24 protein-coding genes are annotated in these 13,252 nt (G+C 68.2%); all 24 read left to right on the top strand.

Features of this window, described 5'->3' with window-relative positions; translation table 11 throughout:
• The first annotated feature begins 98 nt into the window (after window positions 1-98).
• Window positions 99-1,292, top strand: coding sequence for an elongation factor Tu (gene tuf / locus DV20_RS18525; protein WP_043781921.1), 1,194 nt, complete (start codon window positions 99-101; stop codon window positions 1,290-1,292).
• 408 nt (window positions 1,293-1,700) lie between these two features.
• Window positions 1,701-2,006 (top strand): 30S ribosomal protein S10, encoded by a 306-nt coding sequence (gene rpsJ / locus DV20_RS18530; RefSeq protein ID WP_003102098.1) that lies wholly within the window; start codon window positions 1,701-1,703, stop codon window positions 2,004-2,006.
• Between the two features lie 31 nt (window positions 2,007-2,037).
• On the top strand, window positions 2,038-2,694 hold the full coding sequence (rplC, locus tag DV20_RS18535) for a 50S ribosomal protein L3 (protein ID WP_043781926.1): 657 nt from the start codon (window positions 2,038-2,040) through the stop codon (window positions 2,692-2,694).
• Window positions 2,691-3,380: a 50S ribosomal protein L4 gene (gene rplD, locus DV20_RS18540; protein ID WP_043781930.1), complete on the top strand. Its 690-nt coding sequence runs from the start codon at window positions 2,691-2,693 to the stop codon at window positions 3,378-3,380. The genes rplC and rplD overlap by 4 nt, the downstream gene beginning before the upstream one ends.
• Complete coding sequence (rplW, locus tag DV20_RS18545) at window positions 3,377-3,688, top strand: 50S ribosomal protein L23 (RefSeq protein ID WP_003102087.1); 312 nt, start codon at window positions 3,377-3,379, stop codon at window positions 3,686-3,688. Before rplD ends, rplW begins: the two co-directional genes overlap by 4 nt.
• A 15-nt stretch (window positions 3,689-3,703) precedes the next feature.
• The gene (gene rplB / locus DV20_RS18550) at window positions 3,704-4,540 is read left to right on the top strand and encodes a 50S ribosomal protein L2 (protein ID WP_043781934.1); all 837 of its coding nucleotides are present in this window, start codon (window positions 3,704-3,706) and stop codon (window positions 4,538-4,540) included.
• Window positions 4,541-4,558: 18 nt separating this feature from the next.
• Complete coding sequence (gene rpsS, locus DV20_RS18555; protein ID WP_003102083.1) at window positions 4,559-4,840, top strand: 30S ribosomal protein S19; 282 nt, start codon at window positions 4,559-4,561, stop codon at window positions 4,838-4,840.
• 31 nt (window positions 4,841-4,871) lie between these two features.
• Window positions 4,872-5,288, top strand: coding sequence for a 50S ribosomal protein L22 (rplV, locus tag DV20_RS18560; protein ID WP_003102079.1), 417 nt, complete (start codon window positions 4,872-4,874; stop codon window positions 5,286-5,288).
• Complete coding sequence (gene rpsC, locus DV20_RS18565; protein WP_013222607.1) at window positions 5,288-6,127, top strand: 30S ribosomal protein S3; 840 nt, start codon at window positions 5,288-5,290, stop codon at window positions 6,125-6,127. Before rplV ends, rpsC begins: the two co-directional genes overlap by 1 nt.
• Before the next feature lie 3 nt (window positions 6,128-6,130).
• Window positions 6,131-6,550, top strand: coding sequence for a 50S ribosomal protein L16 (gene rplP / locus DV20_RS18570; RefSeq protein ID WP_004558864.1), 420 nt, complete (start codon window positions 6,131-6,133; stop codon window positions 6,548-6,550).
• Window positions 6,550-6,798 (top strand): 50S ribosomal protein L29, encoded by a 249-nt coding sequence (gene rpmC / locus DV20_RS18575; RefSeq protein ID WP_013222608.1) that lies wholly within the window; start codon window positions 6,550-6,552, stop codon window positions 6,796-6,798. Before rplP ends, rpmC begins: the two co-directional genes overlap by 1 nt.
• Complete coding sequence (rpsQ, locus tag DV20_RS18580) at window positions 6,795-7,073, top strand: 30S ribosomal protein S17 (RefSeq protein ID WP_043781942.1); 279 nt, start codon at window positions 6,795-6,797, stop codon at window positions 7,071-7,073. The genes rpmC and rpsQ overlap by 4 nt, the downstream gene beginning before the upstream one ends.
• A gap of 91 nt (window positions 7,074-7,164) precedes the next feature.
• Entirely contained in the window at window positions 7,165-7,533 is a 369-nt protein-coding gene (gene rplN / locus DV20_RS18585) for a 50S ribosomal protein L14 (RefSeq protein ID WP_004558867.1), read from the top strand.
• Window positions 7,533-7,847, top strand: coding sequence for a 50S ribosomal protein L24 (rplX, locus tag DV20_RS18590; protein WP_013222610.1), 315 nt, complete (start codon window positions 7,533-7,535; stop codon window positions 7,845-7,847). Before rplN ends, rplX begins: the two co-directional genes overlap by 1 nt.
• On the top strand, window positions 7,847-8,410 hold the full coding sequence (rplE, locus tag DV20_RS18595) for a 50S ribosomal protein L5 (RefSeq protein WP_043781944.1): 564 nt from the start codon (window positions 7,847-7,849) through the stop codon (window positions 8,408-8,410). Before rplX ends, rplE begins: the two co-directional genes overlap by 1 nt.
• A gap of 4 nt (window positions 8,411-8,414) precedes the next feature.
• Window positions 8,415-8,600, top strand: coding sequence for a type Z 30S ribosomal protein S14 (locus DV20_RS18600; RefSeq protein WP_004558870.1), 186 nt, complete (start codon window positions 8,415-8,417; stop codon window positions 8,598-8,600).
• 90 nt (window positions 8,601-8,690) lie between these two features.
• Window positions 8,691-9,089, top strand: a complete 399-nt coding sequence (rpsH, locus tag DV20_RS18605; protein WP_004558871.1) for a 30S ribosomal protein S8 — start codon at window positions 8,691-8,693, stop codon at window positions 9,087-9,089.
• A gap of 16 nt (window positions 9,090-9,105) precedes the next feature.
• Window positions 9,106-9,645, top strand: a complete 540-nt coding sequence (rplF, locus tag DV20_RS18610) for a 50S ribosomal protein L6 (protein ID WP_043781945.1) — start codon at window positions 9,106-9,108, stop codon at window positions 9,643-9,645.
• Window positions 9,646-9,647: 2 nt separating this feature from the next.
• Window positions 9,648-10,046 carry a 50S ribosomal protein L18 gene (gene rplR / locus DV20_RS18615; RefSeq protein ID WP_043781997.1) on the top strand — a complete coding sequence of 133 codons (399 nt, stop codon included), beginning with the start codon at window positions 9,648-9,650 and terminating at the stop codon, window positions 10,044-10,046.
• Window positions 10,047-10,080: 34 nt separating this feature from the next.
• Window positions 10,081-10,728: a 30S ribosomal protein S5 gene (gene rpsE / locus DV20_RS18620; RefSeq protein WP_043781947.1), complete on the top strand. Its 648-nt coding sequence runs from the start codon at window positions 10,081-10,083 to the stop codon at window positions 10,726-10,728.
• Window position 10,729: 1 nt separating this feature from the next.
• Complete coding sequence (rpmD, locus tag DV20_RS18625) at window positions 10,730-10,915, top strand: 50S ribosomal protein L30 (RefSeq protein ID WP_020662785.1); 186 nt, start codon at window positions 10,730-10,732, stop codon at window positions 10,913-10,915.
• Window positions 10,912-11,358, top strand: coding sequence for a 50S ribosomal protein L15 (rplO, locus tag DV20_RS18630; protein ID WP_043781950.1), 447 nt, complete (start codon window positions 10,912-10,914; stop codon window positions 11,356-11,358). Before rpmD ends, rplO begins: the two co-directional genes overlap by 4 nt.
• A 124-nt stretch (window positions 11,359-11,482) precedes the next feature.
• A complete protein-coding gene (locus tag DV20_RS47010) occupies window positions 11,483-12,403 on the top strand; it encodes a hypothetical protein (protein WP_268747431.1) in 921 nt (306 codons plus the stop codon).
• Window positions 12,404-12,483: 80 nt separating this feature from the next.
• Window positions 12,484-13,020 (top strand): LysE family translocator, encoded by a 537-nt coding sequence (locus DV20_RS18640; protein WP_235190874.1) that lies wholly within the window; start codon window positions 12,484-12,486, stop codon window positions 13,018-13,020.
• Window positions 13,021-13,252 lie beyond the last annotated feature (232 nt).

Consider the following 13,252-nt stretch of genomic DNA (forward strand, 5'->3'; position numbering starts at 1 on the left):
CTCCTGAACGTCCGCAGCACCGACGAAGGAACAATCGTGGGGCGGCAGCCACGCCGCCCCACGAGCACAAAGCGAAATCAGTCCAGGAGGACATTCCAGTGGCGAAGGCGAAATTCGAGCGGACCAAGCCGCACGTCAACATCGGCACCATCGGTCACGTTGACCACGGCAAGACGACTCTGACCGCGGCCATCACCAAGGTGCTGCACGACAAGTACCCGGAGCTGAACGAGTCGCGGGCGTTCGACCAGATCGACAACGCGCCGGAAGAGAAGCAGCGCGGCATCACGATCAACATCTCGCACGTCGAGTACCAGACCGAGAAGCGTCACTACGCCCACGTGGACGCCCCCGGTCACGCGGACTACATCAAGAACATGATCACCGGTGCCGCCCAGATGGACGGCGCGATCCTGGTCGTGGCCGCCACCGACGGCCCGATGCCGCAGACCCGTGAGCACGTGCTGCTCGCCCGCCAGGTCGGCGTGCCCTACATCGTGGTCGCGCTGAACAAGGCCGACATGGTCGACGACGAGGAGATCCTCGAGCTCGTCGAGCTGGAGGTCCGCGAGCTGCTGTCCTCGCAGGAGTTCCCGGGCGACGACGCGCCGGTCGTGCGCGTTTCCGGCCTGAAGGCCCTCGAGGGCGACGAGAAGTGGTCCGAGGCCGTTCTCGAGCTGATGAGCGCCGTCGACGACAACGTGCCCGACCCGGTGCGTGAGCTCGACAAGCCGTTCCTGATGCCGATCGAGGACGTCTTCACCATCACCGGTCGTGGCACCGTGGTGACCGGTCGCGTCGAGCGCGGCCAGATCAACGTCAACGAAGAGGTCGAGATCGTGGGTATCCGCGAGAAGTCGACCAAGACCACCGTCACCGGTGTCGAGATGTTCCGCAAGCTGCTCGACTCGGGCCAGGCGGGCGACAACGTCGGCCTGCTGGTCCGCGGTATCAAGCGCGAGGACGTCGAGCGCGGCCAGGTCGTCGTGAAGCCGGGCACCACCACCCCGCACACCGACTTCGAGGGCCGGGTCTACATCCTGTCGAAGGACGAGGGTGGCCGTCACACCCCGTTCTTCAACAACTACCGCCCGCAGTTCTACTTCCGCACCACCGACGTGACCGGCGTCGTGACCCTCCCCGAGGGCACCGAGATGGTCATGCCGGGCGACAACACCGACATCTCGGTCCAGCTGATCCAGCCGGTCGCGATGGACGAGGGTCTGCGCTTCGCCATCCGTGAGGGTGGCCGGACCGTCGGCGCGGGCCAGGTCACCAAGATCATCAAGTGACGTAGGCGCCCTGCGCCCGGGTAATACACCCCCGGGTGCAGGGCGTCAACTCACGTGTGCGACACTATTTTGGTTGCTCGTCCTGGGGCGGCCGATCCCTTCGAGGTCTACTTCGAGAGGGTCCGGCCGCCTCGGTGCGAGTGGCCACGGTCCGCGGAGCTCTTCCCTTCGGGTGAGGCGAGCGGGCAAGGGCAGTGAGGCGGTCCAGCCGGCTCATAGCCTCCTCACGTTGAGGAAGACCAGGCAAGACGACGATCCCGCGGGATCCGTCTGTGCGTCGGGCGCGACACGCCCGACCGCGTGGACCGGGGACAGGGCCGTTGAACTGCGGAAACCCGGCCAGGGTGGGGACACCCGGCGGGGTTTTGTGAGATAGCGGCACGAGACGACAAGGAACGAGCAGCCACCATGGCGGGACAGAAGATCCGCATCCGGCTCAAGGCCTACGACCACGAGGCGATCGACACCTCGGCGCGCAAGATCGTGGAGACGGTCACGCGCACCGGCGCCCGGGTTGTCGGGCCGGTGCCGCTGCCCACCGAGAAGAACGTTTACTGCGTCATCCGCTCGCCGCACAAGTACAAGGACTCGCGCGAGCACTTCGAGATGCGCACGCACAAGCGTCTGATCGACATCCTCGACCCGACGCCGAAGACGGTCGACGCGCTCATGCGCATCGACCTGCCGGCGAGCGTCGACGTCAACATCCAGTAAGCGTTGGGCGAGCGGCGGAGATAAGAGACTCATGTCTGACAGGCAGATGAAGGGCATCCTGGGCACCAAGCTCGGCATGACCCAGGTCTTCGACGAGCAGAACCGGGTTGTCCCGGTCACCGTCGTCAAGGCCGGTCCGAACGTGGTCACCCAGGTTCGGACCCAGGAGAAGGACGGCTACAAGGCCGTGCAGCTGGCGTTCGGCGCGGTCGACCCGCGCAAGGTGAACAAGCCGCGCACCGGCCACTTCGACAAGGCGGGCGTGACCCCGCGCCGGTTCCTCGCCGAGCTGCGCACCACCGACGCCGAGACCTACGAGGTCGGCCAGGAGATCACCGCCGAGGTGTTCGCCGCCGGCGTCGAGGTCGACGTGACCGGGACCAGCAAGGGCAAGGGCTACGCGGGTGTCATGAAGCGCCACGGCTTCAAGGGCCAGGGCGCGAGCCACGGTGCCCAGGCCGTGCACCGCAAGCCGGGTTCCATCGGTGGCTGCGCCACCCCCGGCCGCGTCTTCAAGGGCCTGCGCATGGCGGGCCGGATGGGCAACGACCGGGTCACCACGCAGAACCTGACCGTGCACGCCGTGCGTGCCGACGACGGCCTGCTGCTGATCAAGGGCGCCGTGCCCGGTCCCAAGGGCGGCGTGCTGTTCGTTCGCAGCGCCGCGAAGGGTGGTAACTCCGAATGACAAGCGTCGAGCTGAAGACCCCGGCCGGTAAAGCCGACGGCACCGTGGACCTCCCCGAGGAGATCTTCGACGTGCAGGCCAATGTCGCGCTGATGCACCAGGTCGTGGTGGCCCAGCAGGCCGCCGCGCGCCAGGGCACGCACGACACGAAGACCCGTGGTGAGGTCTCCGGTGGCGGCAAGAAGCCGTACCGGCAGAAGGGCACCGGCCGTGCCCGCCAGGGTTCGACCCGCGCGCCGCAGTTCGCCGGCGGTGGCGTCGTCCACGGCCCCACGCCGCGTGACTACACCCAGCGCACCCCGAAGAAGATGAAGGCCGCCGCCCTGCGTGGCGCCCTCTCCGACCGGGCCCGCGCCGGCCAGCTGCACGTCGTCACCGAGCTGGTGACCGGCGAGAAGCCGTCCACGAAAGCAGCCCGCGCCGCCCTCGCCGCCGTCACGGCCGCGAAGCGCGTGCTCGTGGTGCTGGACCGGGCCGACGAGCTGAGCTGGGTTTCCCTGCGGAACCTGCCCGAGGTGCACATCCTCTGGGCGGACCAGCTCAATACCTACGACGTGCTGGTCAACGACGACGTCGTGTTCACCAAGGCCGCGTACGACGCGTTCGTCGCCGGCCCCGTCCGCGGGAAGACCGTCAAGGCTTCCGCGCGCTCGGGCGAGGTCACGGAAGGGAGTGACGAGAAGTGAGTTCGGTCGCCATTCCGGACCCCCGCGACATCCTGCTCGCGCCGGTCATCTCCGAGAAGTCCTACGGGCTGCTCGAGGACCACAAGTACACGTTCATCGTCCGCCCGGACGCCAACAAGACCCAGATCAAGATCGCGGTCGAGAAGGTGTTCGGCGTCAAGGTGGTCAGCGTCAACACGGCCAACCGGCAGGGCAAGCGGAAGCGGACTCGCGCCGGCTTCGGCAAGCGCAAGGACACCAAGCGCGCCATCGTGACTCTTTCGCCCGAAAGCAAGGCGATCGAGATCTTCGGCGGACCCACCGCGTAAAGGACTGAGCTGACAATGGGCATCCGCAAGTACAAGCCGACGACCCCGGGTCGTCGCGGTTCGAGCGTCTCGGACTTCGCCGAGATCACCCGCTCCACCCCGGAGAAGTCGCTGCTTCGTCCGCTGAGCGGTTCGGGCGGTCGCAACTCGTCCGGCAAGATCACCACCCGGCACAAGGGTGGCGGCCACAAGCGCGCTTACCGCGTCATCGACTTCCGTCGCAATGACAAGGACGGCATCCCCGCCAAGGTCGCGCACATCGAGTACGACCCCAACCGGTCCGCTCGCATCGCGCTGCTGCACTACGCCGACGGCGAGAAGCGCTACATCATCGCGCCGGAGAAGCTGAAGCAGGGCGACACCGTCGAGAACGGCCCCCGGGCCGACATCAAGCCGGGCAACAACCTGCCGCTGCGCAACATCCCGGTCGGCACCGTGATCCACGCGATCGAGCTCCGCCCCGGTGGCGGCGCGAAGATGGCGCGGTCCGCCGGCGCGAAGGTGCAGCTCGTCGCCAAGGACGGTCCGTACGCCCAGCTGCGTCTCCCCTCGGGCGAGATCCGCAACGTGGACGTGCGCAACCGCGCCACGGTCGGCGAGGTCGGCAACTCCGACCACGCCAACATCAACTGGGGCAAGGCCGGCCGCAACCGCTGGCGCGGCAAGCGCCCCACGGTCCGCGGTGTCGTCATGAACCCGGTCGACCACCCGCACGGTGGTGGTGAGGGCAAGACCTCCGGTGGTCGCCACCCGGTCAACCCGAACGGTAAGCCCGAGGGCCGCACGCGTCGCCGCAAGGCGTCCGACGCCCTCATCGTCCGCCGCCGTCGCACCGGCAAGAACAAGCGCTGAGCAGGGAGGTAGAACCAAATGCCACGTAGCCTCAAAAAGGGCCCGTTCGTGGACGACCACCTGCTCAAGAAGGTGGACGCGCTGAACGAATCGGGCAAGAAGACCGTGATCAAGACTTGGTCGCGCCGCTCCACGATCATCCCGGACTTCCTGGGTCACACGATCGCGGTGCACGACGGTCGGAAGCACGTCCCGGTGTTCGTCACCGAGGCGATGGTGGGTCACAAGCTGGGCGAGTTCGCCCCGACGCGGACCTTCAAGGGCCACATCAAGGACGACCGCAAGTCGCGCCGCCGCTGAGCGGGCACGAGAGAGAACAAGGGAAGTAGCGATGAACGCCCAGAACGACGCGACGACCGAGGCTCTGCCTACGGCGTACGCGCGGGCTCGCTTCGTCCGGGACTCGCCGACCAAGGTGCGCCGGGTGATCGAGCTCATCAAGGGACGTAGCGCCGCCGACGCCTTGGCCGTGCTCCGGTTCGCCCCGCAGGCGGCCAGCGAGCCGGTCGCGAAGGTGCTCGCCAGCGCCGTGGCCAACGCCGAGAACAACCTTCAGCTGGACCCGGAGACGCTCTGGGTCAAGAACGCGTACGCCGACGAGGGCCCGACCCTCAAGCGCATCCGGCCGCGGGCCCAGGGCCGCGCGTACCGGATCCGCAAGCGGACCAGCCACATCACCGTCGAGGTGGAGTCGCGTCCCGCCGTCGCGCAGAAGGCTCAGAGCAAGAAGAAGGCAGGTGGCCGGTAGTGGGCCAGAAGATCAACCCGCACGGTTTCCGCCTGGGTATCACCACGGACTGGAAGTCGCGCTGGTACGCCGACAAGCAGTACGCCGAGTACGTGGCCGAGGACGTCAAGATCCGCAAGCTCCTCGCCACCGGCATGGAGCGCGCGGGCATCTCCAAGGTCGAGATCGAGCGCACCCGTGACCGCGTCCGCGTGGACATCCACACCGCCCGGCCGGGCATCGTCATCGGTCGCCGCGGTGCGGAGGCCGACCGGATCCGCGGCGCGCTGGAGAAGCTGACCAAGAAGCAGGTCCAGCTGAACATCCTCGAGGTCAAGAACCCCGAGGCCGACGCCCAGCTGGTCGCCCAGGCGGTCGCGGAGCAGCTCTCCAACCGCGTGGCGTTCCGCCGCGCGATGCGGAAGGCGATCCAGACCTCCATGCGCTCGCCGCAGGTCAAGGGCATCCGCGTGCAGTGCGGCGGTCGTCTCGGCGGTGCCGAGATGTCCCGCTCCGAGCACTACCGCGATGGCCGCGTCCCGCTGCACACGCTGCGCGCCGACATCGACTACGGCTTCTTCGAGGCCAAGACGACGTTCGGTCGCATCGGCGTCAAGGTGTGGATCTACAAGGGTGAGCTCGTCGGTGGCCTGAAGGCCCGCGAGGCCCGCGACGCCGCCGAGCGCGCGCCGCGTGGCGGTCGTGACCGCGACCGCAGCGACCGGCCGTCCCGCCCGCGTCGTTCCGGCGCGTCGGGCACGACGGCGACCTCGACCGAAGCCGGTCGGGCCGCCGCTGCCGCCACGACCGAGGCCCCGGCGGCCCCGGCCACCGAGACCGCAGAAAAGACGGAGGGCTGAGACGTGCTCATCCCGCGCAGGGTCAAGCACCGGAAGCAGCACTCCCCGAAGCGCCACGGCGCCGCCAAGGGTGGCACGAAGGTCAGCTTCGGCGAGTACGGCATCCAGGCGCTTGAGCACAGCTACGTGACGAACCGGCAGATCGAGTCCGCTCGTATCGCCATGACCCGTCACATCAAGCGTGGTGGCAAGGTGTGGACGACCATCTACCCGGACCGCCCGCTGACCAAGAAGCCGGCCGAGACCCGGATGGGTTCCGGTAAGGGTTCGCCGGAGTGGTGGATCGCGAACGTGAAGCCGGGCCGCGTGATGTTCGAGATCTCGTTCCCGAACGAGGAGACGGCTCGCGAGGCGCTGCGCCGCGCGATCCACAAGCTGCCCATGAAGTGCCGCATCGTGACCCGTGAAGGTGGTGAGTTCTGATGGCTAACGCAGGTGCCGCTCAGGCATCGGAGCTGCGTGAGCTCACCGCGGAAGAGCTCGTCCTGCGTCTGAAGGAATACAAGGAGGAGCTGTTCAACCTCCGCTTCCAGATGGCGACCGGTCAGCTCGACAACAACCGCCGTCTGCGCACCGTCCGCACGGACATCGCGCGGATCTACACGGTCATGCGCGAGCGCGAACTCGGCCTGTCCGTTGCCCCCGACGCCGAGAGTGAAGGTGCCGCATGAGCGAGCCCACCACCGAGACGCCGGCCCGGAACGACCGCAAGGTCCGCGAGGGCTACGTCGTCTCGGACAAGATGAACAAGACGATCGTGGTCGAGCTCGAGGACCGCAAGAAGCACCCCCGTTACTCGAAGGTCGTCCGCTCCACCTCCAAGGTGAAGGTGCACGACGAGAACAACGAGGCGGGCGTGGGCGACCGGGTCACCCTGATGGAGACCCGCCCGCTGTCGGCGACGAAGCGGTGGCGCCTGGTGCAGATCGTGGAGAAGGCCAAGTAAGCAGGGCTCTTCGGAGTCTTTAGTTCCGCAAGGCTCGCCAATGTGAAACCTCACAAGCGGGCGAGAACCGGCGCGACATACAGGAGTTGACGTGATCCAGCAGGAGTCGCGGCTTCGGGTAGCCGACAACACGGGTGCGAAGGAAATCCTCTGCATCCGCGTTCTCGGTGGCTCCGGGCGGCGCTACGCCGGCATCGGCGACATCATCGTCGCCACCGTGAAGGACGCCATCCCGGCTGCCGGGGTGAAGAAGGGCGACGTCGTCAAGGCCGTCATCGTCCGCACGGTCAAGGAGCGCCGTCGTCCGGACGGTTCCTACATCCGGTTCGACGAGAACGCCGCCGTGCTCATCAAGAACGACAACGAGCCCCGCGGCACCCGCATCTTCGGTCCGGTGGGCCGCGAGCTGCGCGACCGAAAGTTCATGAAGATCATTTCGCTCGCGCCGGAGGTGCTGTGATGAAGGTGAAGAAGGGCGACACGGTCGTCGTCATCGCCGGCAAGGACAAGGGCGCCAAGGGCAAGGTCATCCAGGCTTACCCGGAGCGCGAGCGCGTGCTGGTCGAGGGCGTGAACCGGATCAAGAAGCACACGCGGATCAGCCAGACCCAGCGCGGTGCGCAGTCCGGCGGCATCGTCACGCAGGAGGCGCCCATCCACGTCTCGAACGTGATGGTCGTCGACTCGGACGGCAAGCCGGCCCGGGTGGGTTACCGCATCGGCGAGGACGGCAAGAAGGTCCGGATCTCGCGCCGGAACGGTAAGGACATCTGATGACCACCGCAGAGAAGACCTCGCCGCGCCTCAAGGTGCGGTACCGCGAGGAAATCAAGGGCCAGCTGCAGGCTGAGTTCTCCTTCGCCAACGTCCACCAGATCCCGGGCGTGACGAAGGTCGTCGTGAACATGGGCGTCGGCGACGCCGCCCGCGACAGCAAGCTGATCGAGGGCGCGATCAAGGATCTCGCCCTGATCACCGGCCAGAAGCCGGAGGTCCGGAAGGCCCGCAAGTCCATCGCGCAGTTCAAGCTGCGTGAAGGTCAGCCGATCGGTGCGCGCGTCACGCTGCGCGGCGACCGGATGTGGGAGTTCCTCGACCGGCTGCTGACCATCGCGCTGCCGCGTATCCGCGACTTCCGCGGGCTTTCGCCGAAGCAGTTCGACGGCCACGGCAACTACACGTTCGGTCTCAACGAGCAGTCGATGTTCCACGAGATCGACCCCGACTCCATCGACCGCCCGCGCGGCATGGACGTCACCGTCGTCACGACCGCCACGAACGACGACGAGGGCCGGGCGCTGCTGCGCAAGCTCGGCTTCCCGTTCAAGGAGAACTGAGCCGATGGCCAAGAAAGCACTGGTTCACAAGGCCGCGAAGAAGCCGAAGTTCGCCGTGCGCGCCTACACCCGCTGCCAGCGGTGCGGCCGCCCGCACGCCGTGTTCCGCAAGTTCGGGCTCTGCCGGATCTGCCTTCGCGAGATGGCACACGCGGGCGAGCTGCCCGGCGTCCGCAAGTCCAGCTGGTAAGAGCTTCTTTTTAACTCCCACTTCGCCACAGGCCCCGCCGCTCGCATTACCGGCGGCGGGGAACCAGGCGAGAAAGGTTGACAGGTCACCATGACGATGACCGACCCCATCGCAGACTTCTTGACGCGTCTGCGCAACGCGAACTCGGCGTACCACGACGAGGTCAAGCTCCCGCACTCGAAGCTCAAGGCGAACATCGCCGAGATCCTCAAGCGCGAGGGCTACATCGCGGGTTACCACGACGAGCCGGGCGAGAAGCACAAGAACCTCGTCGTCGAGCTCAAGTACGGCCCCAACCGTGAGCGGAGCATCGCCGGCCTGCGGCGCGTCTCCAAGCCCGGTCTGCGGGTCTACGCAAAATCGACCGAACTGCCGTCCGTGCTCGGCGGTCTGGGCATCGCGATCATTTCGACCTCCGGTGGTCTGCAGACCGACCGGCAGGCCAAGCGCAACAGCGTGGGCGGCGAAGTCCTCGCCTACGTCTGGTAAGGGAAGGGGAACAGGCATGTCACGCATCGGAAAGCTGCCGGTCGCCGTCCCTTCCGGGGTCGAGGTGACCATCGACGGTCAGCTGATCAAGGTCAAGGGGCCGAAGGGCACCCTGGAGCACACCGTCGCCGAGCCGATCACCGTCGAGCGCGACGAGGACGGCACGCTGCTGGTCAAGCGCCCGGACGACGAGCGCACCAGCAAGGCGCTGCACGGGCTCACCCGCACGCTGGTGAACAACCTCGTCGTCGGCGTCACCGCCGGCTACGAGAAGAAGATGGAAATCCACGGCGTCGGTTACCGCGTGCAGGCCAAGGGCTCGGACCTCGAGTTCGCCCTCGGCTACTCGCACCCGGTCAAGATCGAGGCTCCGGAGGGCATCACCTTCAAGGTGGAGACCCCCACCCGGTTCTCGGTCTCGGGCATCGACAAGCAGAAGGTCGGCCAGATCTCGGCCGTCATCCGCAAGCTGCGGCGCCCGGACCCGTACAAGGGCAAGGGCCTGCGCTACGAGGGTGAGAAGATCCGCCGCAAGGTCGGAAAGACGGGTAAGTGATCATGAGCGACACGACTACGAAGCGCAAGCCGGTGGGCAAGGACATCTCGACCCGCCGCCGCGTCGCGAAGGCCCGTCGGCACTTCCGGCTCCGCAAGAAGGTCTCGGGCACCGAGCAGCGTCCGCGCCTGGTCGTCAAGCGGTCCTCGCGGCACATCGCCGTGCAGGTGATCGACGACCTCGCCGGCCACACGCTGGTGTCGGCGTCCACCCTCGAGGCGGACGTCCGGTCGGCCGACGGCGACAAGAAGGCCAAGGCCGCCAAGGTCGGCGCCCTCGTCGCCGAGCGGGCCAAGAACGCCGGGATCTCGGCTGTGGTGTTCGACCGTGGGGGCAACGCCTACCACGGCCGCATCGCCGCGCTCGCCGACGCCGCCCGTGAGGCGGGGTTGGAGTTCTGACGATGCAGAAGCTTGTTAACGGAAGGAAAGCCTGATGCCGGGACGTACACGGCAATTCGGCGGCGGACAGGGCGGACCCGGCGGGCAGGGCGGCAACGACCGCAATGACCGCCGCGGTGGCGGCCGGGACCGGCGCGACAGCGGCCGTGGCGGGGCCGGCCAGGACAAGACCCCGCACCTCGAGAAGGTCGTGACGATCAACCGCGTCGCCAAGGTCGTCAAGGGTGGTCGTCGCTTCAGCTTCACCGCCCTGGTGGTCGTCGGCGACGGCGACGGTCAGGTCGGCGTCGGCTACGGCAAGGCCAAGGAAGTTCCCGCGGCCATCGCCAAGGGCGTCGAGGAAGCGAAGAAGAACTTCTTCCGCGTCCCGCGCGTCGGCGGCACCATTCCCCACCCGATCACGGGTGAGGAAGCCGCCGGTGTGGTGCTGCTCCGCCCGGCTTCCGCCGGTACCGGCGTCATCGCCGGTGGCCCGGTGCGCGCCGTGCTGGAGTGCGCGGGTGTCCACGACGTGCTGTCGAAGTCGCTCGGCTCCGACAACGCGATCAACATCGTGCACGCGACCGTGGCGGCCCTGAAGGGCCTGCAGCGTCCCGAAGAGGTGGCGGCCCGCCGTGGCCTGCCCCTCGAGGACGTCGCTCCGGCCCGGATGCTGCGCCAGCGCGCGGGCCAGGTGGTCTGACATGGCACAGCTCAAGGTCACCCAGGTCAAGAGCAAGATCGGCACGAAGCACGCTCACCGCGAGTCGCTGCGCACCCTCGGGCTGCGCAAGATCCGCCAGAGCGTCGTGCGTGAAGACAGCCCCCAGGTGCGCGGCCTGATCCACACCGTCCGCCACCTGGTGGAGGTCGAGGAGGTCAAGGCATGACGGCCATCAAGATCCACCACCTGCGTCCGGCTCCGGGCGCCAAGCGCGACAAGATCCGCGTGGGCCGTGGTGAAGGTTCGAAGGGCAAGACGGCCGGCCGCGGTACGAAGGGCACCAAGGCCCGGAAGAACGTGCCGGCCCGGTTCGAGGGTGGGCAGATGCCCATCCAGATGCGGCTCCCGAAGCTCCGCGGCTTCAAGAACCGCTTCCGCACCGAGTACCAGCCGGTGAACGTGGGCGACATCGCCCGCGTCTTCCCGGACGGCGGCACCATCGGTGCCGAGGAGCTCGTCAAGGGCGGTCTGGTCCGCAAGGGCAAGCTGGTGAAGGTCCTCGGCAACGGCGACGTGAACGGCGTCAAGCTGAACGTCACCGCCGACGCGTTCTCCGGCTCCGCCAAGGAGAAGCTCGAAGCGGCCGGTGGCTCCGCCACCACCAACTGAGGCTCGTTCTCGCGTTCGAAGGCCCGTCTGGCTCCGCCAGGCGGGCCTTCGGCGTTCTCGTGGTGCCGGACTTCCTCGCCGGGCTTCCTTGCCGGACGCCGGATCCGGGCGGAGGATCACCAGGGTGGACAGATCCGCACAGGAGCCCCCGGAACCGGCCGGCGCGGCGGACTCGCCGCTGAGCTTCCCGGTCGAGGCGCCGAAGCTCGCGGGTGTCGAGCCGGGAGCCGGGGCACCGGTGGGCTCCGCCGCCGAGGCCATCCTGCCGCGGCAAGGCGACCCGTTGGCCTTCCCCTCAGCGGCCACACCACCGCCCACACCACCGCCCGGCGCACCGTTGCCGTTCCCGGTCGCCGAACTGCCGAAGGCCGCCGCCGCACCCCAGCCCGCCCCCGGGCCCGCCCCAACCCCCGCCCCCGGCCCAACGGCAGAGACAGCGGCGTCCCGCCTGCCCCGCACCCTCCCGGCGGTCCTTGCCACCCTGGCCGCCCTGCTGGCCGTCGGCGGCTGCTTCCTGCCGCTCTTCCAGATGCTCCAGGAACTCGACTTCCGCCAGGGCTTCGGCGTCGCCCGGCTGACCGTCACCGAGACCGCCTGGGGCACCCGGATCGGAGTCTCCGGCCAGGAGCCCACCGATCGCCCCGGTGTGCCCTTCGGCATCCCCGTGATCGTCGCTGTCGCCCTCCTGGCCGCCGCGGCGTTCGCGGGCTTCTCGCGGCCTGATCGGGGCCTCACGCGGTGGCTGCTGTCGGCCGGGGCCGTTTTCGCCGCGGGTGTCGTCACCACCATCGGGATGAGCCGGTTCGAGCTCTCCGCCATCGCCGGGGAGGAGCTGAACCTGGAGGTCTCCACCGGGCCCGGGATGTGGCTGCTGGTCCTGGCGACCCTGTCGGCCGCCGCCGCGGCGGTGCTCGCCCACCTTCCCCTCCGCAGGCCCGGCTGGGCCGATCCGGCCGTCGCCTACGCCGACACCCCGACGCCGCCCTCCGGGGTCGCCATCACCGTCCTGCCACCCGACGAGCCCGGCGATCCGCCGCTACGGTGAACACGTGTGGGTCTTCTTCGGCGCCTCCGTGCTCGTCGCCCTTACGAGGGGCGAACAACCTGCTCGGCCTCCACCACGGGATGACGCACGGTGTTCGCCACGGCCTCGCCGGGCTGGGCGGCCGGCTGGCCGCTTTCACCCTGTTGATCGCCGCCGTCGCGGCCGGGCTCGGGCAGCTCCTGGCCGCCTCCGAGACCGCGCTGACGCTCATCAAGTGGGCCGGTGCCGCCTACCTGCTCTTCCTCGGCCTGCGCCTGCTCTGGTCCACCTTCCGCGGGGAAAACACCCCGAAAGAGCTACCGGACACCCCCACGACGGCCTGGCGCGTCACCCGCAAGGAGTTCGGTGTCGCCATCACCAACCCGAAGGCGATCCTGATCTTCACCGCCTTCGTCCCGCAGTTCATCGACGCAGGTCACGGGTCCTTTTCCGGCCAGATCGCGGTGCTCGGCGCGGTCTACCTGCTGGCCGAGTTCCTGGCAGGCTCGGTCTACGTCGGCGTCGGCGCCGCGGTGAAGACGATCAGGCTGTCGCGGCGGGCCCGGCGCAACGTCGACCGGGGGACCGGTGTGGTCCTCGTCGGCCTGGCCAGCGTGCTCGCGACATCGAACGCCTGAGTCACATCCTGTCAAGGAATACGGCCAAGACGGCGATGTGGATCAACCCGCCGGAGCAACCTTGGTACGGAAAACGCACACGGACTGCGGACACGCCCTGTGAAGCTGTTAGAGTCGGCGACACGCTTCGGGACGAGTGTGCCCCGAAGCGTTCCTGGCTTGCGTGCCAGTAGTGCTGTGTGTTCCCGCCGGCCCCGTGCCGGCCAAGCCGATCGTCGGTTAGGACAGCCGA

The sequence above is a fragment of the Amycolatopsis rifamycinica genome (assembly GCF_000695625.1).
Taxonomy (GTDB): Bacteria; Actinomycetota; Actinomycetes; order Mycobacteriales; family Pseudonocardiaceae; genus Amycolatopsis; species Amycolatopsis rifamycinica.